The sequence below is a fragment of the uncultured Pseudacidovorax sp. genome, assembly GCF_913773995.1.
Classification (GTDB): Bacteria; Pseudomonadota; Gammaproteobacteria; order Burkholderiales; family Burkholderiaceae_C; genus Xenophilus.
Window position 1 is genome coordinate 62,552 of record NZ_CAJYES010000113.1, and the last position, 23,654, is coordinate 86,205.

The following is a 23,654-nucleotide window of genomic DNA, read 5'->3' on the forward strand; positions in this document are numbered from 1 at the left end:
TCGGGTCGCACCCTCCTTTTAGGGAGGATGCCGTGCGTCACCGAGTCGTGCCGGTAGTGCCCGTGGTGCCAGTCGTCCCAAAGCCGACGAGAGGCACATTACCGCCGCCGCCACCGCCACCGCCGTTGGCAACGCCAAGGCCGACGCCCGCCGCGACAACGATTCCAGCAACGCCGAGGGCTCCAAGGCCACCGGCTGCGGCGCCGGCTGCGGCAGCTCCGCCTGCAGCGCCAGCACTAGCAGCACCAGTCGTAGGTGCGGCACCTGCGGCGGCGCCAGACTGTGCGCCGGCGACCAGCGGTGCGGAGAAGACGGCCGCAGCAGCGACCACGGAAACAAAGCGAGCAAAGTTCATAGCAGTTCCCCAAAAAAACCGATAGAAACGGCCTCGCCGACATGGCCAACGAGCGTTTGTGGCGGAGTTTACCGGCACTTGTGTGGAAGACCAACACATTACTGCGTTGCGTTCGAGTCACAATCTCACTATGACGACTTGGCTGGACGAAGTGAGATGGGACGCCAGCGGGCTAGTCCCGGTGATTGCGCAGGAGCGAGGCAGCAACGATGTGCTGATGTTCGCCTGGATGAACCGGGATGCGCTGGCAAAGACGATCGAGACGGGCCGCGCGGTGTACTTCAGCCGCTCGCGAGGAAAGCTCTGGTTCAAGGGCGAGGAGTCGGGCCATGTACAGACTGTCCATGAGGTTCGTCTCGACTGTGACAAAGACGTGATTCTTCTGATGGTCACGCAGCAGGGCCATGATCCCGGCATCGCGTGTCACACCGGCCGTCACAGTTGTTTTTTTCAGACATATGCGGATGGGCGATGGGTGACCGTCGAGCCGGTGCTCAAGGATCCATCTTCCATCTACAAGTGACGACCTCTGCCTTCTCTTTCGCTGTGACTGAAACCTCTCCTACGTCCGACACCTTCGACCGTCTCGCCGCCGTGATCGAGAGCCGGCGCCCTGCCGAGGGTGGAGACCCCGATCGCAGCTATGTGGCCCGGCTATTCCACAAGGGCCCCGACGGCTTCCTCAAGAAGATCGGGGAGGAAGCCACGGAGGTGGTCATGGCCTGCAAGGATGCCGACCACGGCGCCGGGCGCGAAAAAATAGTGAACGAAGTCGCCGACCTCTGGTTCCACTGCATGGTTGCACTCGCGCATTACGGCCTTTCTCCACGGGATGTGGCAGCTGAACTGGCGCGCCGCGAAGGGATGAGCGGCATCGAGGAGAAAGCCCTACGCAAGGCCGAGGCGCGCGAGGCAGCAGGCGATTGACGACCTGGTGCCCTGGGGCCATTGAATTGAGCAGGAACATGGAATGAGCAAGGACATCATCGAAGTCGGTGGCAGCGATTCGCTCCGTGCTGTGGGCTGGGTGAGCTATGTGCTGCACCTCATCGTCGCCATTGCGGCCGTCGTGCCCGGCGCCCAGGTGTCTGTGCTGTTGCTGCTCATTGCCCTGTTGATCGACTTCGTCAAGCGCGACGATGCGGCTGGGACCTGGCAGGCCTCCCATTTCACATGGCGCATCCGATCGGTGCTGTGGGCGGGATTGCTCTACGTCCTGACCTCGTGGCTCTGGCTGCTCTTTCTCGTGCCGGGATGGATCGCCTGGAGCCTGATCTCGCTGTGGTTCCTGTACCGGATCGTCAAGGGCATGGTCCGGATGAATGCCGGCCGACCCATGGACGCCTCTGCGGTGACCTGAGCGCCTTCGTCACCCCCGAATTTCCAGACCTCCAAGACAACACAGAATGGCTGAGCCCGACTGCATCTTCTGCAAGATCGTCGAAGGAAAGATCCCTTCTCGGAAGGTGTACGAAGACGACAACCTGTTTGCCTTTCACGATATTGCGCCCTGGGCGCCCGTGCACTTCCTGATCGTCCCTAGGCGGCACATTGCGTCCATGGCGCAGCTCACGCCCGAGGATGAGTCGTTGATGGGCCGCATCATGACCCTGGCGCCGCGCCTGGCACTGGAGCAAGGCTGTGGCGCGTATCCCGAGGGCGGCTTCCGCGTGGTGGTGAACACCGGCAAGGAAGGCGGGCAGGAGGTGCACCATCTCCATGTCCACGTCATGGGCGGTCCTCGCCCCTGGCTCAAGGGCTGAGCTGGCCTGCAGTCTAAAATTTGAACATTGTTAGGAGTCTTCCATGGGTTCGTTTTCCATCTGGCACTGGCTGATCGTGCTGCTCATCGTGGTCATGGTCTTCGGCACCAAGAAGCTGAAGAACATCGGTTCTGATCTCGGCGGTGCCGTCAAGGGCTTCAAGGACGGCATGAAGGACGGGTCGTCCGACGCCCCCGCCGCGGGTACGCCCACACAGCAGGTGACCGGCCAGCCCTCGGCCGACAAGTCCACCATCGACGTCGAGGCGCGTCAGAAGTCCTGAGTGCTGCGCGCAATTCCTGAGCGAGGAGCACGCCGGTGATCGATCTGGGCATTTCGAAGATGGCGCTGATCGGCGCCGTTGCACTGGTCGTGATCGGCCCCGAGAAGCTGCCGCGCGTGGCGCGGACGGTTGGCACGCTGCTCGGCAAGGCGCAGCGCTACGTCAACGACGTCAAGGCAGAGGTCAACCGCTCCATGGAGCTGGATGAGCTGCGCAAGATGAAGGACAGCGTCGAAGGCGCGGCGCGCGACGTAGAGCAGAGCATCCGCGACGGCGCGCAGGACGTGCACAACGACCTCTCCGGTCTGGACACCGTCACGCCGGCCACCTCGTACGAGGCAGCGCCTGTCTATCCCGTCTACCGCCATCCGAAGAAGAACTGGCGCCTCAAGCAGGGCGCCGTTCCCCACTGGTACAAGGCGCGCAACAAGGTTCGCAGCCGCGCGCAGTCCGGCGCCGCTCGCGTGGCCCGTCATCGGCCACGGCCCGGCGCCTGAACCGCGAAGCCCGCACGGTACCGACCCGGCTCCGCGGCTTTATTCTTTTCCGTTCATTTGTGCGCCCGATTCCGGCCACGCGGTGACCTTGATGGCTGACTCTCCCTCCCACGACAAAGAAGACGAGCTTGCAGGCACGGAGCAGCCTTTCGTTGCCCACCTGACCGAACTGCGCGACCGGCTGCTCTACTGCATCTACGGCATCGCGCTTGCCGCGGCACTTCTGGCGGTCTGGCCGGGACCCGGGGGGTTGATCGACTGGATCGCCATGCCCATCAAGGCGCACATGCCGCCCGATGCCAAGCTGATCGCCGTCGGTGTGTTCTCGCCCTTCTTCGTGCCCCTGAAGGTGCTGGCCATGGCCGCCGTGCTGTTGGCGCTGCCCTGGCTCATGTACCAGGTCTGGGCCTTCGTGGCGCCGGGCCTGTATAGCCATGAGAAGCGCTTTGCCCTGCCGCTGATCATCTTCGGTAGCTTCCTCGCTTACACGGGCATCGCCTTCGTGCAGTTCTTTGTGCTGGACAAGATGTTCGCCTTCATCCAGCGCTTCACGCCTGCATCGGTGGCTGCGACGCCAGACATCTCTTCGTACGTGGAGTCCATCCTTTCGCTGTACATCGCCTTCGGCCTTGCATTCCAGGTGCCCATCGTGGTTATGCTGCTGGTGCGATTCGAGATGGTGACCATCGAGAAGCTGCGCAGTTTCCGTGGCTACTTCATCGTGCTGTCCTTCGTGGTGGCCGCAGTCGTGACGCCGCCGGACGTCATCTCGCAGCTGGCACTGGCCGTGCCGATGTGTGTGCTGTACGAAATCGGCATCGTTGCCGCGCGGTACTTCGCCAACGCCACGCGGGCGCACGAAGAGACCGAGGCCGCGAGCGAAGAAGCGAAGTCGGCCGGTCAATAGACCCGGCGTTTCGGCGGCGCGCGGTCCCTGCCGTCTTGGGAAGCACGCCTGGCGCCAACGGGTGATCGAGGTGGCGGCGCGGACGCGCCGTCGACCCGATCAGCTTCCCTCGATTCGCTCCCCCGCTACTCGGCCTGGCGCCGCCGCACCGGCGTGGCGGGCCTCGTTCCGGCGGTGACGTCGACTTCGATTCGATCATTGCCACGCTGGACCTGGAAGCGGCTGGCCGTTCCCGGCTTGAGTCCGGCCACCGCGGTCAGCAGTTCCTGAACGTTGCCGATGGCCTTGTCGCCCACGCCGGTGATCACGTCGCCCGGCCGGATGCCGGCCTGCGCGGCGGGCGCGTTCTGCAGCACGCCGGTGATGATCACGCCCTGCGTCGCCTTGACGCCGAAGGTCTCGGCCATCTCGGGCGTGAGCGTGGCGGGCTCCACGCCGATCCAGCCGCGCGTCACACGCCCATCCTTCACGATTCCTTCGAGCACCTGCTTGGCCGTGGACACGGGAATGGCGAAGCCGATGCCCATGCTGCCGCCCGAGCGCGAATAGATGGCGGTGTTGATGCCCTGCAGATTGCCCTCGGTGTCGATCAGCGCGCCGCCGGAGTTGCCGGGGTTGATGGCGGCGTCCGTCTGGATGAAGTTCTCGAAGGTGTTGATGCCGAGCTGGTTGCGGCCCAGTGCCGAGACGATGCCGCTGGTCACCGTCTGTCCGACGCCGAAGGGATTGCCGATGGCCAGCACCTGATCGCCCACGAGCAGCGCGTCGGAGTTGCCCAGCACGATGACCGGCAGTTTGTCCAGCGTGATGCGGATGACCGCCAGGTCGGTGTCGGGGTCGGTGCCAATCAGGCGGCCGCTCGCATGCCGGCCGTCGTTCAGGGTGACCTCGATCTCGTCGGCGCCCTCGACCACATGGTTGTTGGTCAGGATGTAGCCGTCCGCGCTGACGATCACGCCGCTGCCCAGGCCGACCTGGGGCTGTTCGTTGTCCTGGTCGCCGAAAAAGAAGCGGAACCAGGGATCGTTCGAGCGCGGATGCCGCGGCGCTGCCTTGCTGGTGTTGATGCTGACGACCGCGGGCGCTGCCTTTTGGGCGGCGGCGGCGAAGCTGCCGGGCGCCGGCGTGGTGGGCGCCGAGGCGGGCGCCTCGATGATGGAGACGACCCCGCCCAGAGAGGTGCTGCCCCGCCGGACCCAGTCGGGCTTGAGGGTGGCGACGACGAAATAGCCCGCCAGCAGGACGGTCACGGCCTGGGCAAAGAGCAGCCAGATGCGCTTCATGAGGAGAGAGGAGGGGTGCAGTGGCAGAGGGAAGGCGGAGGGTTCCGCAAGGCCGGGAATTGTCTCCCAACGGCCAGAGCCGGCTTTTGATTCGGCGTCGGACAAGACCCCGTCGCAGCTCGGTGCTGGGGGTAAACCCTAAAATCTTGGGCCGCGTCCAACCCGGTCGCCCGCGACAGTGGCCCCGCGCTACCCATCCGGTTGTCTGCGTCTCGCGCCTGTCCACGCCCTCGCTGTTTCTCATCTCCCGCCCCCCGTCGGGCGCACCGGCCGGCGGCCGTCTCCGCCGCTTTGCTCTGCCATGTCCTCTGCCTTTCCTTCCGCCGACCCGCGCGCGCTCACCGCGCGCGACTACAAGACGCTCGCCCTCTCGGCGCTGGGCGGCACGCTCGAGTTTTACGACTTCGTCATCTACGTCTTCTTCGCCACCGTGATCGGGGCGCTGTTCTTCCCGGCGGAGATGCCCGACTGGCTACGCCAGCTGCAGACCTTCGGCATCTTCGCGGCGGGCTACCTGGCCCGTCCGGTCGGTGGCATCGTCATCGCGCATTTCGGCGACCTGCTCGGCCGTAAGCGGATGTTCACGCTGTCGATCTTCCTGATGGCGGTGCCGACGCTGGTGATCGGCCTGTTGCCCACCTATGCCGCCATCGGCGTGGCGGCACCGCTGCTGCTGTTGCTCATGCGCGTGCTGCAGGGCGCCGCGATCGGCGGTGAGATGCCGGGCGCATGGGTCTTCATCGGCGAGCACGTACCGCCGCAGCGCTACGGGCTTGGCGTGGGCACGCTGACGGCCGGCATCACCGGCGGCATCCTGCTCGGCTCGCTGGTGGCCGTGGCCATCAACACCCATTACGTGCCGGCGGAGGTGAGCGACTTCGCCTGGCGCATTCCCTTCATCCTGGGTGGCGTGTTCGGCCTAGTGTCGGTATACCTGCGCCGCTTCCTGCATGAGACTCCGGTGTTCCAGGAGCTGGCTCAGCGTCGCCATGTGGCAGCCGAATTGCCCCTCAAGACCATCGTGCGCGACCACCGCGGCCCCGTCTTCTTCGTGGCGTTGCTGACCTGGGTGCTGTCCGCCGCCATCGTGGTGGTGGTGCTGTACACGCCCACCTACCTGCAGAAGGTGCACCACGTTCCCGCCGCCATCGCGCTGGAAGCCAACGCGCTCGCCACGCTCATGCTCACGCTGGGCTGCGTCATCTTCGGCTGGGCCTGTGACCGCTTCGGCACGCGCGCGACGATGCTGGTCGGCTGGGCGGGCCTGTTCATCACGGCCTACCTGTTTTACACGGACCTGCCGGGCACCACCGCCTCGCTCTTCTGGCACTACGGCCTGGTCGGCCTGTTCGTGGGCACCATTGCCACCGTGCCGATCGCCAGCGTGCGGGCCTTTCCGGCACCGGTGCGCTTTTCGGGTCTGTCGTTTGCCTACAACATGTCGTACGCCATCTTTGGCGGGCTGACGCCCGTGATCCTGACGCTCTGGTTGCAGCGCGACCTGATGGCGCCCGCCCACTATGTCGGGGCCCTCGCGGTGCTGGGCTTTGTGCTGGCATTGTTGCCCCTGGCCGCCCGCGGCCACGCCATGCGGCCCGCGACAATGCGCGCATGAGCATCTCGCGATCCGCCCTCCTGCACGCCTTCGACCAGCTGCTGTCCCCTGAAAGGTTCAAGGATTACGGGCCCAATGGCCTCCAGGTGGAAGGGCGGGGCGAGATCCGCAAGATCGTCTCCGGTGTCACCGCCAGCCGCGCCTTCATCGAGGCAGGCATCGCGGCAGGAGCGGATGCCTTGTTCGTCCACCATGGCCTGTTCTGGCGCGGCCAGGACGGGCGGGTGACCGGCTGGATGCGCCAGCGCCTGGGCCTGCTGATCGGCCATGAGGTGAATCTCCTTGCCTATCACCTGCCGTTGGATGCCCATGCCGAGCTGGGCAACAACGCGCAGTTGGGCAGGCAACTGGGGCTGATCCCACAGCCGCAGCGATTCGGCGACCAGGACCTGGGCTGGCTCGGCGCCCCGGGGGCAGGCCTGCAATTCGAGAGCGCGCAGCAACTGGCCCTGCACATCGAGGCGCGGCTGGAGCGGCGCGTCACCGCCATCCCTGGCGATGGCCGGCCGCTGCGGCGGATCGCCTGGTGCACCGGCGGCGCGCAGGGCTTCTTCGAGGCGGCCATCGCCGCCGGGGCCGATGCCTTCATCACCGGCGAGATCTCGGAGCCCCAGGCGCACTACGCCCGGGAGTCGGGCGTGGCCTTCCTCGCCTGCGGCCACCATGCGACCGAGCGCTACGGCGCCTCCGCCGCTGCCGCCCATGTGGCGGCGCAACTCGGGCTGGCGCATGAGTTCATCGACGTCGACAACCCGGCCTGAGTCGCACGCCATGCTGGCCTCTGATCCGTCTTCCATCCTGGCGATCACCCAGGGCGACCCGGCCGGCATCGGTCCGGAAATCATCGTGCGTGCCTGGCAGGAGGCGCCGGAAGCGCTGAGGCATTGCTTCGTCGCCGGCGACGTCGCCGTGATGCGTCGTGCCGCGCTGCTGGTGGCGGACCCGCAGGGTGTGGCTTGGCCTGTCGCGCAGATCGATCGGCCGGTCGACGCGTTGGGGGTGCCGCCTCGCTGCATTCCCGTGATGCAGGTAGGCATGCCGCTGGTGCCGCCCGACTACGGACGCATTTCGGCCGAGGCAGGTCGCAGCGCGGGCGCTGCGGTCGAATGGGCGGCTCGCGCGGCACTGCGCCACGAGATCGCCGCCATGGTGACGGCTCCCCTGCACAAGGAGGCGCTGTCCGCTGCCGGCTACGGCTTCCCGGGCCACACCGAATTGCTGCAGGCCGAGGCCGCGGCCTTCCAGGGCGTCGGCATCGAGCAGGTCCCCGTGCGCATGATGTTGGCCAATGACGAACTGCGCACCGTGCTGGTCAGTATCCATGTGTCGTTGCGCGAGGCGATCGACCGCCTGACCCATGCAAGCGTGCTGCAGACGCTGCGCATCACGCATGCCTCGCTGGCGCGCATGCTCGGTCGCGTGCCGCGCATCGCCGTGGCGGGCCTCAACCCGCATGCGGGGGAAGGTGGGCTGTTCGGCCGGGAAGAAATCGAGCGGATCGCCCCGGCGGTGGCCGACGCACGAACCGAAGGCATCGAGGCTTTCGGCCCCTTTGCGCCGGACACGGTGTTCATGCGCGCCCGCCGTCGGCCGGGCCAGCCCACAGGCGAGTTCGACGCCGTGATCGCGATGTACCACGACCAGGGCCTGATTCCGGTGAAGTACCTGGGCGTGGAGACCGGCGTCAACGTGACGCTGGGATTGCCATTCGTGCGCACCAGTCCCGACCACGGGACAGCCTTCGATATCGCCGGTCAGGGCGTCGCCAGCGCCGACAGCCTGATCGCCGCGGTGCGGATGGCGCGCAGCCTGGCCGGTTGCTGAGCAACTGGCCGTCGACCGGCAGTGTTGCGGCCCGGAGATCCCGGCCGCCCGCGGGTGGCCGGGGGGAGCGGGTCTTCAGCGACGTGCCAGGCTGTCGCGGATCTCGCGCAGCAGCACGATGTCTTCCGGCGGCGCGGCAGGCGCGGCGGCGGCCGGTTCCGCCTTCTCGCGGCGCAGCCGGTTGATCTGCTTGACCATCATGAAGATCACGAAGGCCAGGATGACGAAGTTGACGACGATCGTCAGGAAGTTGCCGTAGGCCAGTACGGGAACACCGGCTTTCTTGAGATCGGCCAAGGTATTCGCGACGCCGGCAGGTATCGTGCCGAGCACGACATAGAGGTTGGAGAAATCGAGTCGTCCAAAGATCAGGCCGACCAGCGGCATGATCACATCGCCCACCAGAGAGTCGACGATCTTTCCGAATGCGCCCCCGATGATCACGCCCACGGCCAGGTCGACCACATTGCCCTTGACCGCGAACTCGCGGAACTCGCTGAAAAAGCTCATGAAACGTTTCTCCTTTCCCATGTGCGTTAACACTTTAGAGGAAAGTATAGGGAGTCGGATGGGCGTTGAACCCCAGGCCAGGACTGAATCGATGCGGCAGCCGACGCGCCTTTTTTGCTCGGCGACGGGCGGCCGAGGGGCTTGGATATCGGGGGTGTCCCGCGTTGAAGCACCTAAAACCCCTCCGCTAAAATTGTTTGTTGACCCGGCACAGCCCACAAGTACATCGAGGAACCCCCATGAGTGATATCCCGGTCGGCCCGAAGCGGGTCGACGCCAGCAAGCGGACCTGGCTGATTGCATCCGGCTGTGCCGGCGCTGTGGGTGGGGTTGCCACAGCGATTCCCTTCGTGAGCACCTTCCAGCCGTCCGAAAAGGCCAAGGCGGCTGGCGCCCCCGTCGAGGTGGACATCGGCGGCCTGCAGGTCGGCGAGAAGATCACCGTCGAATGGCGCGGCAAGCCGGTCTGGATCCTCAAGCGCTCGCCCGATCAGGTGGCCGAACTGCCCAAGCTCGATCCGCTCCTGGCCGACCCTCAGTCGCAGCGCAATCCCTCCGAATTCACGCCCAAGTACGCCCAGAACGAGAACCGCTCGATCAAGCCCGAAGTGCTGGTGGTCGTGGGCATCTGCACGCACCTGGGCTGCTCGCCCACCGACAAGTTGCAGGCCGGCCCTCAGCCCTCGCTGCCCGACGACTGGAAGGGCGGCTTTCTGTGCCCCTGCCACGGCTCGACCTTCGACTTGGCGGGCCGCGTGTTTAAGAACAAGCCCGCGCCCGACAACCTGCCCGTTCCTCCGCACAAGTACCTGTCGGACACGCGCTTGTTGATCGGCGAAGACGGCAACGCCAACGCCTGAGCGGGAGGAGACACCCATGGCCGAATTCAAGGACATCTCGCCCAATGCGCCCGCCGGCGCCAAGCTGGGCAACTGGCTGCACAACCGCTTCCCGACCGCCTTCGACGCCTACCGCGTCCACATGTCGGAGTACTACGCGCCGAAGAACTTCAACTTCTGGTACATCTTCGGCTCGCTGGCGCTGCTGGTGCTGGTCATCCAGATCGTCACCGGCATCTTCCTGGTGATGCACTACAAGCCGGATGCCACCCAGGCCTTCGCCTCGGTCGAGTACATCATGCGCGACGTGCCCTGGGGCTGGCTGATCCGCTACATGCACTCCACCGGCGCCTCAGCCTTCTTCGTGGTGGTGTACCTGCACATGTTCCGCGGCCTGCTCTACGGCAGCTACCGCAAGCCGCGAGAGTTGGTCTGGATCTTCGGCTGCGCGATCTTCCTGTGCCTGATGGCCGAGGCCTTCATGGGCTACCTGCTGCCCTGGGGCCAGATGTCGTACTGGGGCGCGCAGGTGATCGTGAACCTGTTCTCCGCCATTCCGTTCATCGGCCCCGACTTGGCGCTGCTGATCCGCGGCGACTATGTGGTGAGCGACGCCACGCTTAACCGCTTCTTCAGCTTTCATGTGATCGCGGTGCCGCTGGTGCTCCTGGGTCTTGTGGTGGCGCACCTGCTGGCGCTGCACGACGTGGGCTCTAACAACCCAGACGGCATCGAGATCAAGGCCAACAAGGACGCGCAGGGCCGGCCGCTGGACGGCATTCCATTCCACCCGTACTACACGGTGCACGACATCTTCGCGGTCGTCATGTTCCTGATCGTGTTCACGGCGGTGATCTTCTTCGCGCCTGAAATGGGCGGCTACTTCCTGGAGTACAACAACTTCATTCCCGCCGACCCGCTGAAGACGCCCAATCACATCGCGCCGGTCTGGTACTTCACGCCCTTCTATTCGATGCTGCGCGCCATCACCAGCGAGATGATGTATGCGCTGATCGCCTGCGTGGTCGGTGCGGCTGTCTTCGGCGTCTGGAAGACGCGGCTCGCGCGCGTCGTCAAGATCGCGATCGTCGTGGCTGCCGTCCTCGCCTGCGCAATGATGCTGTCGATCGACGCCAAGTTCTGGGGCGTGGTCGTCATGGGCGGCGCCGTGATCATCCTGTTCTTCCTGCCCTGGCTGGACAAGAGCCCGGTCAAGTCGATCCGCTACCGTCCCTCCTGGCACAAGTACCTCTACGGCGTCTTCGTGGTGGTCTTCGTGGTGCTGGCCTACCTGGGCGTGCAGCCGCCGTCGCCCCTCGGCGAGCGCGTGTCGCAGGTGGGCACCCTGTTCTATTTCGGCTTCTTCCTGCTCATGCCGTGGTGGACCCGCCTGGGCGAGTTCAAGCCCGTGCCCGAGCGCGTGACCTTTGCCGCGCACTGACCGAGCCGCCGGAGAAGCATCCCCATGAAGAAACTGATCCTCTCGCTGATGATGGCGCTGGGCGTGGCCACGGGCGCCCTGGCGGCCGAAGGCGGCATCGCCTGGGACAAGGCGCCGGTGCGCACCAATGACCTGGCTTCGCTGCAGAACGGTGCCAAGCTGTTCGTCAATTACTGCCTCAACTGCCACTCGGCCGCCTTCATGCGCTACAACCGCCTGCAGGACATCGGTCTCTCCGAACAGCAGATCAAGGACAATCTGCTGTTCACCACCGAAAAGGTGGGTGACACGATGAAGGCCAACATCGATGCCCGACAGGCCAAGGAATGGTTCGGCGGCACCCCGCCCGACCTCACTTTGGTGGCGCGTTCGCGCGCAGGTCACAATGGCACCGGTGCCGACTACCTCTACACCTACCTTCGCACCTACTACCGCGACGACACCAAGGCGACCGGCTGGAACAACCTAGCCTTCCCGAGCGTGGGCATGCCCAACGTGCTCTGGGAGCTTCAAGGCGAGCGCCGTCCGGTCTACGACAAGGTGGAACAGCACGGTCACGAAACCGAGGTGCTCAAGGGCTGGGAACAGGTCAAGCCGGGCAAGATGACGCCCCTGCAGTTCGACCAGGCCGTCGGCGACCTGGTCAACTACCTGCAGTGGATGGCAGAGCCCGCGCAGAACACCCGCGTGCGCGTCGGCGTGTGGGTGTTGCTGTTCCTGGCGGTGTCGCTGGTCTTCGTCTGGCGTCTCAATGCCGCGTTCTGGAAGGACGTGAAGTAGAGAGAAAACGCGGACGGCGTTGCCCGGGCTTGCCGGGTGCGTGAACGTACAGAGTGGGCTGCTCAAGCGGCCCACTCTTTTTTGATTTTTTGGAGCCTTTCGCCATGATGGTGCTGTATTCCGGAACGACCTGCCCTTTCTCCCACCGCTGCCGCTTCGTGCTGTTCGAAAAGGGCATGGACTTCGAAATCCGTGACGTCGACCTCTACAACAAGCCCGAGGACATCAGCGTGATGAACCCGTACGGTCAGGTACCGATCCTGGTCGAGCGCGACCTGATCCTGTATGAGTCGAACATCATCAACGAGTACATCGACGAGCGCTTCCCGCATCCGCAGCTGATGCCCGGCGACCCGGTCGACCGCGCCCGCGTGCGCCTGTTCCTGCTGAACTTCGAGAAGGAGCTGTTCGTCCACGTCTCTACGCTCGAGAACCGCAGCGCCAAGGGCAACGACAAGGCCATCGAGAAGGCCCGCTCGCACATCCGCGACCGCCTGACGCAGCTGGCGCCCGTGTTCCTCAAGAACAAGTACATGCTGGGCGAGAACTTCTCCATGCTCGACGTGGCCATCGCCCCGCTGCTGTGGCGCCTGGACTACTACGGCATCGACCTGAGCAAGAACGCCGCGCCGCTGCTGAAGTACGCCGAGCGCATCTTCTCGCGTCCCGCGTACATCGAGGCGCTGACGCCCTCCGAGAAGGTGATGCGCAAGTAAGCGCAGCGAGGCCGGAAGAGAGAACGACGCGCCATCATGATCAGCGCCCTCGAATCCACATCGTTGCGGCCTTACCTGTTGCGTGCGCTCTACGAATGGTGCACCGACCATGGCTTGACGCCGTACATCGCGGTCTTGGTCGACGAGACCGTCCAGGTGCCGCGCGAGTACGTGAAGAACGGTGAGATCGTGCTGAACATCAGCTACGACGCGACCAGTTCATTGAAGATCGGTAACGACTTCATCGAGTTCAAGGCCCGCTTTGCCGGCACGGCGCGCGACATCATCGTGCCCATCGGGCGTGTGGTCGCCATCTATGCACGCGAAAACGGCCAGGGCATGGCCTTTCCGCCGCTGGATGCGCAGGCAGGCGGGGCGGGTGAGATCGTCGCGCCCACGGCTGTGCAGGCGACCCCGGATCCACGTCCTGGCATGCATCTGGTGGGCGAGGGCGCCGAGTCCGAGTCCGACGTGCTGGCGGCCACCGATCGCCCGGAGGACGAGCCGCCACGGCCACCCGGCGGCGGCCGTCCGGCACTTAAGCGGGTGAAGTGACCGCCATCGCCCATCCGATAGAATCCTCGGCCTCGCCGCTTTAGCTCAGTTGGTAGAGCACCCGCCTTGTAAGCGGTAGGTCGTCAGTTCGATTCCGACAAGCGGCACCAACTCAACGTTCATGCGTCCTGCCATCCGGCTGGCCGCCCCCGAAGCCCCTGAACCGCCCCGCGGCCAGGGGCTTTCTTCATGGCGCCTTCCGTTGTGGATGCCTGCTAAATGGGCAATCTGACGCGAGGGCACGGCGCAGCGCGGCTTGGCGGCTTCCTCCACGACCTATGCCCAGGTTTATCCACAGAAAGCCGGGACAACCTGCGCACGCCGGCCCACTTGTCGTTCCATGTGCGTAAACGCACCGACGTGCGGGACGGGCGGGCAGAGACTGCATGCATCGATCGCTGCATGGCAGGACCTGCGGGATCGATCGCTCCAACCCGACCTTCGAAAGGATACGCCATGAACAAGACCGCTCTCCTCGCCGCCGCCCTGTTGACGCTGGCCGCCGGCGCCGCCTCTGCCGAAACGCAGGAGGACTACATCCAGCAGAACCGCACGCCGGTGCACAGTACCCTGTCGCGCGCCGAAGTGCAGCAGCAACTGGTGGCCGCCGAGCGCAGCGGCGACGTGGCCGCCATCGGCGAAGCGAGCAGCTTCGGCCAGCCGCCCGTGTTCGTCAGCGCCCGCACGCGCGCCCAGGTGCAGGCCGAGGCGGTGGCCGCCGCCCATGCGCCCAACCAGAACCTGGACCCGCGGGCCTTCGTCGACAGCCGCCTGCCCGCCAACATGCAGCGTGAGCCGCAGCGTCAGCAGGCCTACGGCGCCGTCCAGCAACCCCTGTGAGGCCCGCCATGTCCTACGCTTCCTCCGAGACGGGCGCCGTGTTGCTTCCCCGCCATGACGATGCCGGCAAACTGGTGCTGCGCCTGGCGGTCGGCGTGCTGGTGCTGCTGCACGGCATCTTCAAGCTGGGCACGGGCCCGGGCTTCATTGTGAAGATGCTGGCCGCCCATGGCCTGCCCGGGGCGATCGGCTACCTCGTCTACGTGGGCGAAGTGCTGGCGCCGGCGCTGATGATCCTGGGCCTGTGGACCCGCCCGGCCGCGGCCGTGGTCGTGATCAACATGATCGTGGCCTTCCTGTTGGTGCATACCAGCCAGTTCTTCTCGCTGACCGGCCAGGGCGGCTGGGCGCTGGAACTGCAGGGGCTGTACCTGTTCGGTGCCCTGGCGGTGATGCTGCTGGGCGCGGGCCGCTATGCGGTCGCCGGCCCGCAGCGCGGGCTGAACTGAGCAGAGCGTGAGGCGGCCTCAGGCGCCGCCGTCGCCCATCACCTCGGCGACCACCCGAGCCAGGCGGGCCACATCGGTGACGACGAGGGCGTCGCCCTCCTTGCGCAGCAGCCCGGCTCGCACCAGCGCATTGAGTTCGCGGGTGACCTGCTCGCGATTGGTGCTGATGCGGCTGGCCAATTCGGCATGGCGAGGTGTCGGCGCCAGCCGCACCTCGCCGGCAGTGGCCTCCGGACTGGCGGTCCGGGCCAACCGCAGCAGTTCCGCATGAAGGCGGTTCTGCACGCCCAGCGTGCTCAACTCGATCACCCGCTCCGACAACTGGCGCACCAGCGTCGTCAGACGCTGCATCTGGCGCCGGGCCACAGCCGGTTCCTCCTGCAGCAGGTCCAGGAAGACCTCACGGTCTAGCACTGCCACCAGACTGTCTTCCACAGTCATCACGTCCGCCGAGCGGGGTTGGCCGTCCAGCGCGGCCAGGTCGCCAACGATCTCGCCGGCGCCCAAATCGCGGAAGGTGACCTGCCGGCCATTGGCGCCATAAGTGGTCACGCGTACCGCGCCGTCGATCACCAGGTAGACGTCGGCGCGCGGCTGGCGCCGCAGCAGCAGCGGCTGGCCGGCGGCCACCCGGCGCCAGGCGCAGCGGCCCGCCAGTGCGTCCAGGCGCGCCGGGGGCAGGTCGTCGAAGAGGGCGAAGCGCCGAAGCGCGAGACTGGAGGGCCGGTCGCTCATGGGCGCGCGATTATGCTCAGCCGCCCATGAGCCCGCCTCCGCCGGTCGCCGCACCGGCCGCCCCTGCCCCCTTCTCCCTCCGTTCGCGCCGCGACCTGCGTTGGGCCAGTGGCCTGGTGCTGATGGCCTACGTGACGCTGCACTTGCTCAACCATTCGCTGGGGCTCGTCTCCCTCCGCGTGGCCGAATCGGCGCTGGGACCGCTTCGCGCCTTTTGGCATTCCTGGCCGGGCACGCTGCTGCTCTATGGCGCGGTGGCGGTGCACCTGGCGCTCGCCTTCGGGGCGCTGTGGGAGCGGCGCAGCCTGCGCATGCCGCCTTCGCAGGGACTGCGCATCGTGCTGGGCTTCGCCTTGCCGCTGCTGCTGGCCTCGCACCTGGCGTCCATGCGCGCCGGCTACACCTTGTTCGGATTGAACGGCAGCTATGCGCGGGTGGTCGAGGGCCTGTGGGCAAGCGCGGGCGGTGCCTTCCAGATCGTCGCGCTGGTCGCCGCCTGGCTGCATGGCTGCATGGGTCTGCATTTCGCCCTGCGTGCCGACCCGCGGTGGCGGCGGGCGCAGCCGCTGCTGCTCACGGCGGCGGTGTTGCTGCCCACGCTGGCGGCGCTGGGCTTCGTGGCCATGGGGCGGGAGTGGCAATTCGCGCCAGGACCGGTGAATGCGCCCGACGCCGTCCAGGCTCACCGGCTGGGCATGCTCGCCGAGCATGGCCAGGACCTCTACGTCACGCTGCTGGCGGCATGGCTGCTCGCCCGCCTGACACGAGGGCGGCTGCACCGGCTCTCCGGCGCCCGCATGCTGACACTGCGCTATCCGGATCGCAGCGTACAGGTGCCTGTCGGCTGGAGCGTGCTGGAGGCCAGCCGGGCCCATGGGATCGCGCACCTGTCGCTGTGCGGCGGCCGGGCGCGCTGTTCCACCTGCCGTGTGCGGGTGGCGGGGCCGGCCGACCATTGCCCGGCCCCCGGCCCCGATGAGCAACGCACCCTGGCCCGCGTGCGCGCGGGCGCCCAAGTGCGGCTCGCCTGCCAATTGAGGCCGACGGGCGACCTGGCGGTCTCACCCCTGCTGGGAATCGGCGCCGCTGCCGAAGGCCACCGCCCGCGGCTGGACGGCGAGCGGGAGGTGGCCGTGCTCTTCGTCGACCTGCGTCGCTGGTCCGGCCTGGCCGAGCGCCAGTGGCCCTTCGATCTCGTCTATGTACTCGACCGCTACTTCGCGCTGGTCGGCCAGGCGGTGCGCGAGGCGGGCGGCGTGCCCAACCAGTTCGTCGGCGACAGCGTGATGGCCCTCTTCGGCCTGGAGGAAGGGCTGGATCTCGCTTGCCGACGGGCCTTCCGCGCGGCGGCGCTCATCAGCGCCCGGTTGCGCGCGTGGAGCGCCGAGTTCGAGCGCGAATTCGGCCAGTCCCTCGATTTCGGCATGGGCCTGCATGCCGGCACGGCCGCCGTGGGCGAGGTCGGCCACTTGGACGTGCAGAGCTTCACCGCCGTTGGCGAGGTCGTGAACACCGCCAGCCGGCTGCAGGAGCAGACCAAGGCGGCGGGCGCGGCGCTGGTGGCCTCGCGCTTCGCGGTGCGGCAAGCGGGCCTGTCGCCGGCCGGCGGGGAAATGCGGCGCATCGAGGTTCGGGGCCGCCGCGAGCCCATCGAGGTGGTCGCCTGGTCGGCCGAGGCGCTGGCCGTGGCCGTGCAGGGCCAGGGTGCATCGCCGCTTTTGTAGAATCCGCGGCCAACCGAGGAGCGTTGCAGCGCCGTCAGGCGTGAGGCTCGGAATTCATACGCAACCACGCTCACCCGCATCGCGCCGTGGTGAGTGCTTTCTCTCCCTCCCCCGACGTGCAGCGGAAACCCTGAAACCCGTGTTCTGGAGCATTGCATGAGCGCCGTTCTCAAAGCCGACTCGTCCGCCGACCTGGCGATCGCTGACATCTCGCTGGCCGACTGGGGCCGCAAGGAAATCAAGATTGCCGAGACCGAGATGCCCGGTCTCATGGCCATCCGCGAGGAATTCGCTGCAGCGCAGCCCCTGAAGGGCGCCCGCATCACCGGTTCGCTGCACATGACCATCCAGACGGCGGTGCTGATCGAAACCCTCAAGGCCCTGGGCGCGGACGTGCGCTGGGCCTCGTGCAACATCTTCTCGACGCAGGACCATGCCGCCGCCGCCATCGCCGCGGGCGGCACGCCGGTGTTCGCCGTCAAGGGCGAGTCGCTGGAAGACTACTGGGACTACACCCACCGCATCTTCGACTTCGGCCCCAAGGGCTCGAAGGGCGAAGGCCCGAACATGATCCTGGACGATGGCGGCGATGCCACGCTGCTGATGCACCTGGGCCAGCGCGCCGAGAAGGACCTGTCGGTGGTCGCCAACCCGTCGAGCGAAGAAGAGCGCATCCTCTTCGCCGCCATCAAGGCCAAGATCGCCCAGGACCCGACCTGGTACAGCCGCAAGTCGGCCGAGATCATCGGCGTGACCGAAGAGACCACCACCGGCGTGCACCGCCTGAACGAGATGTCCGCCAAGGGCACGCTGCTGTTCCGCGCGATCAACGTCAATGACTCGGTCACCAAGAGCAAGTTCGACAACCTGTACGGCTGCCGTGAATCGCTGGTGGACGGCATCAAGCGCGCCACCGACGTGATGATCGCCGGCAAGGTCGCCGTGGTGGCGGGCTACGGCGATGTGGGCAAGGGCTGCGCCCAGGCCCTGGCCGCCCTGCGGGCCCAGGTGTGGGTGACCGAGATCGACCCCATCAATGCCCTGCAGGCCGCGATGGAAGGCTTCAAGGTCGTCACCATGGAATACGCCGCCGACAAGGCCGACATCTTCGTGACCACCACCGGCAACAAGGACGTGATCCGCCACGAGCACATGCTGGCGATGAAGAACGAATCCATCGTCTGCAACATCGGCCACTTCGACAACGAGATCGACGTCGCCTCGATCGAGAAGTACCAGTGGGAAGAGGTCAAGCCCCAGGTCGACCACGTGATCTTCCCGGACGGCAAGCGCATCACCCTGCTGGCCAAGGGCCGCCTGGTCAACCTGGGCTGCGCCACGGGCCATCCCAGCTTCGTGATGTCCTCCTCCTTCGCCAACCAGACCATCGCGCAGATCGAGCTGTTCACCAAGCCCGACGCCTACGAGGCCGGCAAGGTCTACGTGCTGCCCAAGGTGCTGGACGAGAAGGTCGCGCGCCTGCACCTGAAGAAGGTCGGGGCCCAGCTCACCGAGCTGACCGACGCGCAGGCCGCCTACATCGGCGTCGCCAAGACCGGGCCGTACAAGCCCGACACCTACCGCTACTGAGCAAGCGCCGGGCTTCGTGCCGCCGCTGCGGGTGCCCGTGCAGGGCGCGCGAAGGCGGTGCGCCGGAGCCGGTGGCCGCGGCGCCTCGCACGGGGCGAGCCGGCCTGCTCCCGTTTTCTCCCATGCGCGCTGACCAGCTGCTTGTCGAACGCGGCCTGGCTGCTTCACGCTCGCAGGCGGCGCGTCTGATCGCGAGTGGCCTGCACTGGCGGCTGCACGCCGGCCAGCCTTGGCGTGCGGTCGCCAAGAATGGCGACGACGTGCCGCCCACGGCCGAGCTCGAACTGGCCGACGCTGCCGAGGCCCGCTACGTGTCGCGCGGCGGCCTGAAGCTCGAAGGCGCACTCGATGCGGCGGGGCTCGATGTCGCGGGCCTGCGTTGTCTGGACGTGGGCCAGTCGACCGGTGGCTTCACCGACTGCCTGCTGCAACGCGGCGTCGCCGCCGTAGTGGGCGTGGATGTGGGCCATGATCAGCTGCACGAACGGCTGCGGGCCGATGCTCGCGTGCAGGCGCTGGAGAAGGTCAACGCGCGCCATCTGCAGCCGGCGCAGTTCGCGCCGGTGGGGGGCGCGGATTTCGGGTTGGTCGTCGGCGACCTGTCCTTCATCTCGCTGACGCTGGTGCTGCCCGCGCTGGTGCCGCTGATGGCCCCGTCGGGGCGCCTGCTGATGCTGGTCAAGCCGCAGTTCGAACTGCAGCCGGCGCAGATCGGCAAGGGCGGCATCGTCCGCGATCCGGCGTTGTACGCCGAGGTCGAGGCCCGGCTGCGGCAGGGCTGCATCGATGCCGGTATGCGGCTGCTCCAATGGCTGGACAGCCCCATCACCGGCGGCGACGGCAATCGCGAGTTCTTCATCCACGCGGCGCCTTCGGCGACCGCGCACGACAACTAGACGACAAGAAAAGGGTTCCCCATGGCGCTGCCGATCAGTTTCGAGTTCTTCCCGCCCAAGACGCCCGAAGGCGCGGTCAAGCTGCGGGCCGTGCGGGCGCAGTTGCGTGCCCGCGCGCCGCAGTTCTGTTCGGTGACCTACGGCGCGGGCGGTTCCACCCAGGCGGGCACTTTCGCCACGGTGAAGGAGATCCTGGAAGAAGGCACCGACGCCGCCTCGCATTTCTCATGCATCGGGGCCACGCGCGAAACGGTGCGCGATCAGCTCGGCCAGCTCAAGGCGATGGGCGTGCGGCGACTGGTGGCGCTGCGCGGCGACCTGCCCAGCGGCTACGGCATCGGCGGCGAGTTCCAGTACGCGAGCGACCTGGTGGCCTTCATCCGTGCGGAGACCGGCCGCGATTTCCATCTGGAGGTGGCCTGCTATCCCGAGGTGCATCCGCAGGCCCGCTCGCCCCAGGCCGACATGCAGGCCTTCGCGACCAAGGTGCGTGCGGGCGCCGACTCGGCCATCACGCAGTACTTCTTCACGCCCGAGGCCTATTTCCGCTTCGTCGACGAGGCGCGCGCCGCCGGTGCCGATGTGCCGATCGTGCCGGGCATCATGCCTATCACCAGTTCGACGCAGCTGATGCGCTTCTCGGATGCCTGCGGTGCGGAGATCCCGCGCTGGGTGCGGCTGCGACTGCAGGCCTTCGGCGACGACACGGCCTCGATCAGGGCCTTCGGCCTGGACGTCGTGGCCGCCCTTTGCGAGCGCCTAGTGGCGGGCGGCGCCCCGGCGCTTCATTTCTACACGATGAACCAGGCCGCGCCCACGCTGGCGCTGCTGGACCGGCTGGGCCTGGGCGAATGAGCGTCTGGGCAACGGCGCGGGCCGCTGGCGCGGCACTCGCGACGCTGCTGGCCGTGGCCTGTGCGCCACTGCCGACGACGCCGGATGCAGGTTCCGGGGGTGCCGAGCCGCCAGCGGGCGCTGCCGCCGTCACTGGCGCTACCGGGGCGGCAGCATCCGCCGCCAAACCGCGGCCCCATCTGATTCCATTGGATCGGCAGGCACCGGCGGCTGCGGAGGCGCCGCGCTCACGCGTGGTCCAGATCTTTCCCGATCTGAGCGAGACGCCGGACGGCCCGCCCGACGACCTGCAGGTCGAGGAATTCGAGCGGGGCGGCGGCTCCTGGTACGGCGTGCAGTTCCACCGCCGGCGCACCGCCAGCGGCGAGCTGTTCGACATGACCAGCTTCACCGCCGCCCACAAGACGCTGCCCTTCGGCACCAAGGTGTGCGTGCGCAGCCTGGTCAACGGGCGGGAGGTGCTGGTCTACATCAATGACCGCGGTCCCTTCACGCCGGGCCGCATCATCGACCTGAGCCAGGCGGCGGCGGAGCAGATCCAGCTGACCACCATCGGCTTCAAGCAGGTATCGCTGACGGTGATTCCGGACGAGGGGGGACGCTGCGCGGGCGAGCGGGTCGAAGGTGGCCTCGCGTCCATCAACGTGGCGGCGGTGCCGCGTCCCGCACCGACGCGCCGTGCGCCGGCGCGCGTCGTCAAGGTCAACAAGGGCCGGCGCTGAGTGCGGGCGTGGCCTGCGCGCACGAAGCCCGTCCGGCCGCCGGGGTGGATCAGCCGCCGTGCTCGAGCGTGAAGGCGGCGTTCGCGTCCTGTGCCAGCAGCTGCACCATGCGGGCCAGGCTGGGTCGCAGCCGCGCGGCCAGGGTATGCGGCGGATTGATGATGAACATGCCGCTGGCGGGCAGGCCAGGCCGGCGGCTGGTTTCGCCCGGCAGCGCGGCAGCCATGCGGCTGGACTTGACCGTGAGGCTGGCGTTGAGCCAGGACTTGCCGGCCTTGGTCGCCAGCGTCTTGAGCCGGCGCGGCAGTTCGTGCGCTTCCGGCCGGGGAATGATCGGATACCAGACCGCATAGACGCCCGTGGCGAAGCGCTTGAGCGCCTCGCCCACGTAGGCGGCGGTGCGGCCGTAGTCGGTCTTCATTTCGTAGCTCGGATCGGTGAGCACGAGCGCGCGGCGCGAGGGCGGCGGCAGGAACTTGGTGGCGCTGCCGAAGCCGTCCTCGCGCAGCACGGCGATGCGGCGGCCCGCGTCGAGCTGGGCCACGTTGCCGGAAAGCGTCTTGCCGTCGATGGGATGCAGCTCATAGAGCTTGAGGCGGTCCTGCTCGCGCAGCAGCTGATGGGCGACGAAAGGCGAGCCCGGGTACACGCGCAGCGCCTCGCCGCGATTGAACTCGCGCACCAGCGCCAGGTAGCGACCGAGCGCATCGGGCAGGGGGGTGTCGGACGCGGCGGCCGCCTCGGCCAGCCGCAGCACGCCCTCGGCGGCCTCGCCGCTCTTGCCGGCATAGTCACCATCCAGGCGATACAGGCCGGCACCGGCATGGGTGTCGACCATCGTGAGGGCCGTGTCCTTCTCCAGCAGGTAGTCGAGCACGGCGATCAGCACCGTGTGTTTGAGCACGTCGGCATGGTTGCCGGCGTGGAAGGCATGGCGGTAGCTGAACATGGGGCGATGCTAACCGCGGGAGCGTCCAATTGGCGCGTCTCTGTAGGCTGTGCATATAATAGAGGGCTTCGCAGCGTTTTCCCCGAGCCCCGCGGCGAAGCGCGGTACCTGCCGCATCTACCACCTAAGAGCCTTCCTCCAGAGAAGGACCGACCGTGGAAAAGGGCTCTTCCAAACCTCCTTCCCAAGGAAATCTCATGTCTACGTTCAGCGCCAAGCCCGCTGACGTGAAGCACGAGTGGTTTGTGATTGACGCAACCGATAAGGTTCTCGGTCGGGTCGCCAGCGAAGTGGCCCTCCGTCTGCGCGGCAAGCACAAAGCCATCTACACGCCTCACGTCGACACCGGTGACTTCATCGTCATCGTCAACGCGTCCAAGCTCAAGGTCACCGGCACCAAGAGCCTCGACAAGGTCTACTACCGTCACTCCGGCTTCCCGGGTGGCATCACCGCCACCAACTTCCGCGACATGCAGGCCAAGCACCCCGGCCGCGCGCTCGAGAAGGCCGTCAAGGGCATGCTGCCCAAGGGTCCTCTGGGCTACGCCATGATCAAGAAGCTGAAGGTCTACGGCGGCGCTGAGCATCCGCACAGCGCCCAGCAACCGCAGCCGCTGGAAATCTGAGGAGTCCCGAGATGATTGGTGATTGGAACAACGGCACCGGCCGTCGCAAGTCCAGCGTCGCCCGCGTGTTCCTCAAGAAGGGCAGCGGCAAGATCACGGTGAATGGCAAGCCGATCGAGCAGTTCTTCGGCCGCCAGACCTCGATCATGATCGCGAAGCAACCGCTCGCGCTGACCGAGAACCTGGAGACCTTCGACATCCAGGTCAACGTGCACGGCGGCGGTGAATCCGGCCAGGCCGGCGCCACGCGTCACGGCATCACCCGTGCGTTGATCGACTACGACGCGGCCCTCAAGCCGGTGCTGAGCCAGGCTGGCTTCGTCACCCGCGACGCCCGTGAAGTCGAGCGTAAGAAGGTCGGTCTGCACTCTGCACGCCGCCGCAAGCAGTTCTCGAAGCGCTGAGCGTTTCTCCTGCTTCAAAAGAAAAACCGCCCTCGGGGCGGTTTTTCTTTGCCTGCGTTAGCATCCTTCCCCTTGGCTGCGCCCGCCGGGCTCGGCCCTCCACGGAGATTTCCCATGACCGCAGTTGCCGAAACCACCGCGCCCGCCGTGCAGGCGATGCCCGAGCCGATCGTGTTCACCGATTCCGCCGCCGCCAAGGTGGCCGACCTGATCGCCGAGGAAGGCAATCCCGACCTGAAGCTGCGCGTGTTCGTCCAGGGCGGCGGCTGCTCCGGCTTCCAATACGGTTTCACCTTCGACGAGGTGACCAACGATGATGACACGACCATGACCAAGAACGGTGTGTCGCTGCTCATCGATGCCATGAGCTACCAGTACCTGGTCGGTGCCGAGATCGACTACAAGGAAGATCTGCAAGGCGCCCAGTTCGTGATCAAGAACCCCAACGCCACCACCACCTGCGGCTGCGGGTCGAGCTTCTCGGTCTGATCCGCCG

29 protein-coding genes, 1 tRNA gene and 1 riboswitch are annotated in these 23,654 nt (G+C 66.8%); of the genes, 26 read left to right on the forward strand and 4 right to left on the reverse strand.

The features are described from left to right. Window positions 1-485 precede the first annotated feature (485 nt). The 7 genes from hisI (at window position 486) to tatC (ending at window position 3,805) form a co-directional block, all read left to right on the forward strand. Window positions 486-878: a phosphoribosyl-AMP cyclohydrolase gene (hisI, locus tag QZ772_RS10180; RefSeq protein WP_295525487.1), complete on the forward strand. Its 393-nt coding sequence runs from the start codon at window positions 486-488 to the stop codon at window positions 876-878. A gap of 23 nt (window positions 879-901) precedes the next feature. Next, window positions 902-1,282 carry a phosphoribosyl-ATP diphosphatase gene (locus QZ772_RS10185; protein ID WP_295525706.1) on the forward strand — a complete coding sequence of 127 codons (381 nt, stop codon included), beginning with the start codon at window positions 902-904 and terminating at the stop codon, window positions 1,280-1,282. Between the two features lie 43 nt (window positions 1,283-1,325). Beyond that, window positions 1,326-1,715: a hypothetical protein gene (locus QZ772_RS10190; RefSeq protein ID WP_295525489.1), complete on the forward strand. Its 390-nt coding sequence runs from the start codon at window positions 1,326-1,328 to the stop codon at window positions 1,713-1,715. A 46-nt stretch (window positions 1,716-1,761) separates the two neighbouring features. After that, window positions 1,762-2,118 carry a histidine triad nucleotide-binding protein gene (locus QZ772_RS10195; RefSeq protein ID WP_295525490.1) on the forward strand — a complete coding sequence of 119 codons (357 nt, stop codon included), beginning with the start codon at window positions 1,762-1,764 and terminating at the stop codon, window positions 2,116-2,118. A gap of 43 nt (window positions 2,119-2,161) precedes the next feature. After that, on the forward strand, window positions 2,162-2,401 hold the full coding sequence (gene tatA / locus QZ772_RS10200) for a Sec-independent protein translocase subunit TatA (protein ID WP_017761020.1): 240 nt from the start codon (window positions 2,162-2,164) through the stop codon (window positions 2,399-2,401). Window positions 2,402-2,436: 35 nt separating this feature from the next. Further along, window positions 2,437-2,898 carry a Sec-independent protein translocase protein TatB gene (tatB, locus tag QZ772_RS10205; RefSeq protein WP_295525493.1) on the forward strand — a complete coding sequence of 154 codons (462 nt, stop codon included), beginning with the start codon at window positions 2,437-2,439 and terminating at the stop codon, window positions 2,896-2,898. Between the two features lie 91 nt (window positions 2,899-2,989). Continuing rightward, a complete protein-coding gene (tatC, locus tag QZ772_RS10210; protein WP_295525495.1) occupies window positions 2,990-3,805 on the forward strand; it encodes a twin-arginine translocase subunit TatC in 816 nt (271 codons plus the stop codon). Window positions 3,806-3,930: 125 nt separating this feature from the next. Here tatC and QZ772_RS10215 read toward each other — a convergent pair whose 3' ends face one another. Next, window positions 3,931-5,088, reverse strand: a complete 1,158-nt coding sequence (locus tag QZ772_RS10215; RefSeq protein ID WP_295525497.1) for a trypsin-like peptidase domain-containing protein — start codon at window positions 5,086-5,088, stop codon at window positions 3,931-3,933. Window positions 5,089-5,389: 301 nt separating this feature from the next. Between QZ772_RS10215 and QZ772_RS10220 the strand changes: the two genes are divergently transcribed. Genes QZ772_RS10220 through pdxA form a run of 3 tightly spaced genes read left to right on the forward strand, consistent with a single transcriptional unit; the run spans window position 5,390 to window position 8,527 of the window. Beyond that, window positions 5,390-6,703, forward strand: a complete 1,314-nt coding sequence (locus QZ772_RS10220) for an MFS transporter (protein WP_295525499.1) — start codon at window positions 5,390-5,392, stop codon at window positions 6,701-6,703. Then, window positions 6,700-7,464 carry a Nif3-like dinuclear metal center hexameric protein gene (locus tag QZ772_RS10225; protein ID WP_295525501.1) on the forward strand — a complete coding sequence of 255 codons (765 nt, stop codon included), beginning with the start codon at window positions 6,700-6,702 and terminating at the stop codon, window positions 7,462-7,464. The genes QZ772_RS10220 and QZ772_RS10225 overlap by 4 nt, the downstream gene beginning before the upstream one ends. 10 nt (window positions 7,465-7,474) lie before the next feature. After that, the gene (gene pdxA / locus QZ772_RS10230; RefSeq protein ID WP_295525503.1) at window positions 7,475-8,527 is read left to right on the forward strand and encodes a 4-hydroxythreonine-4-phosphate dehydrogenase PdxA; all 1,053 of its coding nucleotides are present in this window, start codon (window positions 7,475-7,477) and stop codon (window positions 8,525-8,527) included. Window positions 8,528-8,602: 75 nt separating this feature from the next. Here pdxA and mscL read toward each other — a convergent pair whose 3' ends face one another. Then, window positions 8,603-9,037, reverse strand: a complete 435-nt coding sequence (gene mscL / locus QZ772_RS10235) for a large conductance mechanosensitive channel protein MscL (RefSeq protein WP_295525709.1) — start codon at window positions 9,035-9,037, stop codon at window positions 8,603-8,605. A gap of 239 nt (window positions 9,038-9,276) precedes the next feature. On the opposite strand from mscL, the gene petA reads away from it, so the two are divergent. The 8 genes from petA (at window position 9,277) to QZ772_RS10275 (ending at window position 14,657) form a co-directional block, all read left to right on the forward strand. Beyond that, window positions 9,277-9,897 (forward strand): ubiquinol-cytochrome c reductase iron-sulfur subunit, encoded by a 621-nt coding sequence (gene petA, locus QZ772_RS10240; protein ID WP_295525505.1) that lies wholly within the window; start codon window positions 9,277-9,279, stop codon window positions 9,895-9,897. A gap of 16 nt (window positions 9,898-9,913) precedes the next feature. Further along, window positions 9,914-11,317, forward strand: coding sequence for a cytochrome bc complex cytochrome b subunit (locus tag QZ772_RS10245; RefSeq protein ID WP_295525507.1), 1,404 nt, complete (start codon window positions 9,914-9,916; stop codon window positions 11,315-11,317). A gap of 24 nt (window positions 11,318-11,341) precedes the next feature. Next, the gene (locus QZ772_RS10250; protein ID WP_295525509.1) at window positions 11,342-12,097 is read left to right on the forward strand and encodes a cytochrome c1; all 756 of its coding nucleotides are present in this window, start codon (window positions 11,342-11,344) and stop codon (window positions 12,095-12,097) included. A 104-nt stretch (window positions 12,098-12,201) separates the two neighbouring features. Next, window positions 12,202-12,813 (forward strand): glutathione S-transferase N-terminal domain-containing protein, encoded by a 612-nt coding sequence (locus tag QZ772_RS10255; RefSeq protein ID WP_058640407.1) that lies wholly within the window; start codon window positions 12,202-12,204, stop codon window positions 12,811-12,813. Window positions 12,814-12,849: 36 nt separating this feature from the next. After that, complete coding sequence (locus QZ772_RS10260) at window positions 12,850-13,368, forward strand: ClpXP protease specificity-enhancing factor (protein WP_295525514.1); 519 nt, start codon at window positions 12,850-12,852, stop codon at window positions 13,366-13,368. 34 nt (window positions 13,369-13,402) lie between these two features. Next, window positions 13,403-13,478 (forward strand) — tRNA-Thr (locus QZ772_RS10265). A gap of 346 nt (window positions 13,479-13,824) precedes the next feature. Next, window positions 13,825-14,208, forward strand: coding sequence for a DUF4148 domain-containing protein (locus QZ772_RS10270; RefSeq protein WP_295525516.1), 384 nt, complete (start codon window positions 13,825-13,827; stop codon window positions 14,206-14,208). Between the two features lie 8 nt (window positions 14,209-14,216). Then, complete coding sequence (locus QZ772_RS10275; protein ID WP_295525519.1) at window positions 14,217-14,657, forward strand: DoxX family protein; 441 nt, start codon at window positions 14,217-14,219, stop codon at window positions 14,655-14,657. An 18-nt stretch (window positions 14,658-14,675) separates the two neighbouring features. On the opposite strand, the gene QZ772_RS10280 is transcribed toward QZ772_RS10275, so the two are convergent. After that, window positions 14,676-15,392: a Crp/Fnr family transcriptional regulator gene (locus QZ772_RS10280; protein ID WP_295525521.1), complete on the reverse strand. Its 717-nt coding sequence runs from the start codon at window positions 15,390-15,392 to the stop codon at window positions 14,676-14,678. Between the two features lie 26 nt (window positions 15,393-15,418). Between QZ772_RS10280 and QZ772_RS10285 the strand changes: the two genes are divergently transcribed. The 5 genes from QZ772_RS10285 to QZ772_RS10305 all read left to right on the forward strand — a co-directional run bounded on the left by QZ772_RS10285 (window position 15,419) and on the right by QZ772_RS10305 (window position 21,179). Beyond that, window positions 15,419-17,116, forward strand: a complete 1,698-nt coding sequence (locus QZ772_RS10285; protein WP_295525524.1) for an adenylate/guanylate cyclase domain-containing protein — start codon at window positions 15,419-15,421, stop codon at window positions 17,114-17,116. A 9-nt stretch (window positions 17,117-17,125) separates the two neighbouring features. After that, window positions 17,126-17,195, forward strand: a riboswitch (S-adenosyl-L-homocysteine riboswitch). A 77-nt stretch (window positions 17,196-17,272) separates the two neighbouring features. Then, window positions 17,273-18,706: an adenosylhomocysteinase gene (ahcY, locus tag QZ772_RS10290; RefSeq protein WP_295525527.1), complete on the forward strand. Its 1,434-nt coding sequence runs from the start codon at window positions 17,273-17,275 to the stop codon at window positions 18,704-18,706. Between the two features lie 122 nt (window positions 18,707-18,828). Next, window positions 18,829-19,602 (forward strand): TlyA family RNA methyltransferase, encoded by a 774-nt coding sequence (locus QZ772_RS10295; protein ID WP_295525531.1) that lies wholly within the window; start codon window positions 18,829-18,831, stop codon window positions 19,600-19,602. A gap of 21 nt (window positions 19,603-19,623) precedes the next feature. Next, window positions 19,624-20,457, forward strand: a complete 834-nt coding sequence (metF, locus tag QZ772_RS10300) for a methylenetetrahydrofolate reductase [NAD(P)H] (protein ID WP_295525533.1) — start codon at window positions 19,624-19,626, stop codon at window positions 20,455-20,457. 233 nt (window positions 20,458-20,690) lie between these two features. After that, complete coding sequence (locus QZ772_RS10305) at window positions 20,691-21,179, forward strand: septal ring lytic transglycosylase RlpA family protein (RefSeq protein WP_366510572.1); 489 nt, start codon at window positions 20,691-20,693, stop codon at window positions 21,177-21,179. A gap of 49 nt (window positions 21,180-21,228) precedes the next feature. On the opposite strand, the gene rlmJ is transcribed toward QZ772_RS10305, so the two are convergent. Continuing rightward, on the reverse strand, window positions 21,229-22,128 hold the full coding sequence (gene rlmJ / locus QZ772_RS10310; protein WP_295525535.1) for a 23S rRNA (adenine(2030)-N(6))-methyltransferase RlmJ: 900 nt from the start codon (window positions 22,126-22,128) through the stop codon (window positions 21,229-21,231). A 197-nt stretch (window positions 22,129-22,325) separates the two neighbouring features. On the opposite strand from rlmJ, the gene rplM reads away from it, so the two are divergent. The 3 genes from rplM (at window position 22,326) to erpA (ending at window position 23,647) form a co-directional block, all read left to right on the forward strand. After that, window positions 22,326-22,754: a 50S ribosomal protein L13 gene (gene rplM / locus QZ772_RS10315; protein WP_114802320.1), complete on the forward strand. Its 429-nt coding sequence runs from the start codon at window positions 22,326-22,328 to the stop codon at window positions 22,752-22,754. Window positions 22,755-22,765: 11 nt separating this feature from the next. Next, entirely contained in the window at window positions 22,766-23,158 is a 393-nt protein-coding gene (rpsI, locus tag QZ772_RS10320) for a 30S ribosomal protein S9 (protein WP_295525537.1), read from the forward strand. A gap of 156 nt (window positions 23,159-23,314) precedes the next feature. Beyond that, on the forward strand, window positions 23,315-23,647 hold the full coding sequence (gene erpA / locus QZ772_RS10325) for an iron-sulfur cluster insertion protein ErpA (RefSeq protein ID WP_114802529.1): 333 nt from the start codon (window positions 23,315-23,317) through the stop codon (window positions 23,645-23,647). The last annotated feature ends 7 nt before the right edge of the window (window positions 23,648-23,654 follow it).

Coding starts and splice junctions, on each gene's coding strand:
- hisI (WP_295525487.1), top strand. CDS start 486: ATGACGACTTGGCTGGACGAAGTGAGATGGGACGCCAGCGGGCTAGTC.
- QZ772_RS10190 (WP_295525489.1), top strand. CDS start 1,326: ATGAGCAAGGACATCATCGAAGTCGGTGGCAGCGATTCGCTCCGTGCT.
- QZ772_RS10195 (WP_295525490.1), top strand. CDS start 1,762: ATGGCTGAGCCCGACTGCATCTTCTGCAAGATCGTCGAAGGAAAGATC.
- tatA (WP_017761020.1), top strand. CDS start 2,162: ATGGGTTCGTTTTCCATCTGGCACTGGCTGATCGTGCTGCTCATCGTG.
- tatC (WP_295525495.1), top strand. CDS start 2,990: ATGGCTGACTCTCCCTCCCACGACAAAGAAGACGAGCTTGCAGGCACG.
- QZ772_RS10215 (WP_295525497.1), bottom strand. CDS start 5,088: ATGAAGCGCATCTGGCTGCTCTTTGCCCAGGCCGTGACCGTCCTGCTG.
- QZ772_RS10220 (WP_295525499.1), top strand. CDS start 5,390: ATGTCCTCTGCCTTTCCTTCCGCCGACCCGCGCGCGCTCACCGCGCGC.
- QZ772_RS10225 (WP_295525501.1), top strand. CDS start 6,700: ATGAGCATCTCGCGATCCGCCCTCCTGCACGCCTTCGACCAGCTGCTG.
- pdxA (WP_295525503.1), top strand. CDS start 7,475: ATGCTGGCCTCTGATCCGTCTTCCATCCTGGCGATCACCCAGGGCGAC.
- mscL (WP_295525709.1), bottom strand. CDS start 9,037: ATGAGCTTTTTCAGCGAGTTCCGCGAGTTCGCGGTCAAGGGCAATGTG.
- petA (WP_295525505.1), top strand. CDS start 9,277: ATGAGTGATATCCCGGTCGGCCCGAAGCGGGTCGACGCCAGCAAGCGG.
- QZ772_RS10245 (WP_295525507.1), top strand. CDS start 9,914: ATGGCCGAATTCAAGGACATCTCGCCCAATGCGCCCGCCGGCGCCAAG.
- QZ772_RS10250 (WP_295525509.1), top strand. CDS start 11,342: ATGAAGAAACTGATCCTCTCGCTGATGATGGCGCTGGGCGTGGCCACG.
- QZ772_RS10255 (WP_058640407.1), top strand. CDS start 12,202: ATGATGGTGCTGTATTCCGGAACGACCTGCCCTTTCTCCCACCGCTGC.
- QZ772_RS10260 (WP_295525514.1), top strand. CDS start 12,850: ATGATCAGCGCCCTCGAATCCACATCGTTGCGGCCTTACCTGTTGCGT.
- QZ772_RS10270 (WP_295525516.1), top strand. CDS start 13,825: ATGAACAAGACCGCTCTCCTCGCCGCCGCCCTGTTGACGCTGGCCGCC.
- QZ772_RS10275 (WP_295525519.1), top strand. CDS start 14,217: ATGTCCTACGCTTCCTCCGAGACGGGCGCCGTGTTGCTTCCCCGCCAT.
- QZ772_RS10280 (WP_295525521.1), bottom strand. CDS start 15,392: ATGAGCGACCGGCCCTCCAGTCTCGCGCTTCGGCGCTTCGCCCTCTTC.
- QZ772_RS10285 (WP_295525524.1), top strand. CDS start 15,419: ATGAGCCCGCCTCCGCCGGTCGCCGCACCGGCCGCCCCTGCCCCCTTC.
- ahcY (WP_295525527.1), top strand. CDS start 17,273: ATGAGCGCCGTTCTCAAAGCCGACTCGTCCGCCGACCTGGCGATCGCT.
- QZ772_RS10295 (WP_295525531.1), top strand. CDS start 18,829: ATGCGCGCTGACCAGCTGCTTGTCGAACGCGGCCTGGCTGCTTCACGC.
- metF (WP_295525533.1), top strand. CDS start 19,624: ATGGCGCTGCCGATCAGTTTCGAGTTCTTCCCGCCCAAGACGCCCGAA.
- rlmJ (WP_295525535.1), bottom strand. CDS start 22,128: ATGTTCAGCTACCGCCATGCCTTCCACGCCGGCAACCATGCCGACGTG.
- rplM (WP_114802320.1), top strand. CDS start 22,326: ATGTCTACGTTCAGCGCCAAGCCCGCTGACGTGAAGCACGAGTGGTTT.
- rpsI (WP_295525537.1), top strand. CDS start 22,766: ATGATTGGTGATTGGAACAACGGCACCGGCCGTCGCAAGTCCAGCGTC.
- erpA (WP_114802529.1), top strand. CDS start 23,315: ATGCCCGAGCCGATCGTGTTCACCGATTCCGCCGCCGCCAAGGTGGCC.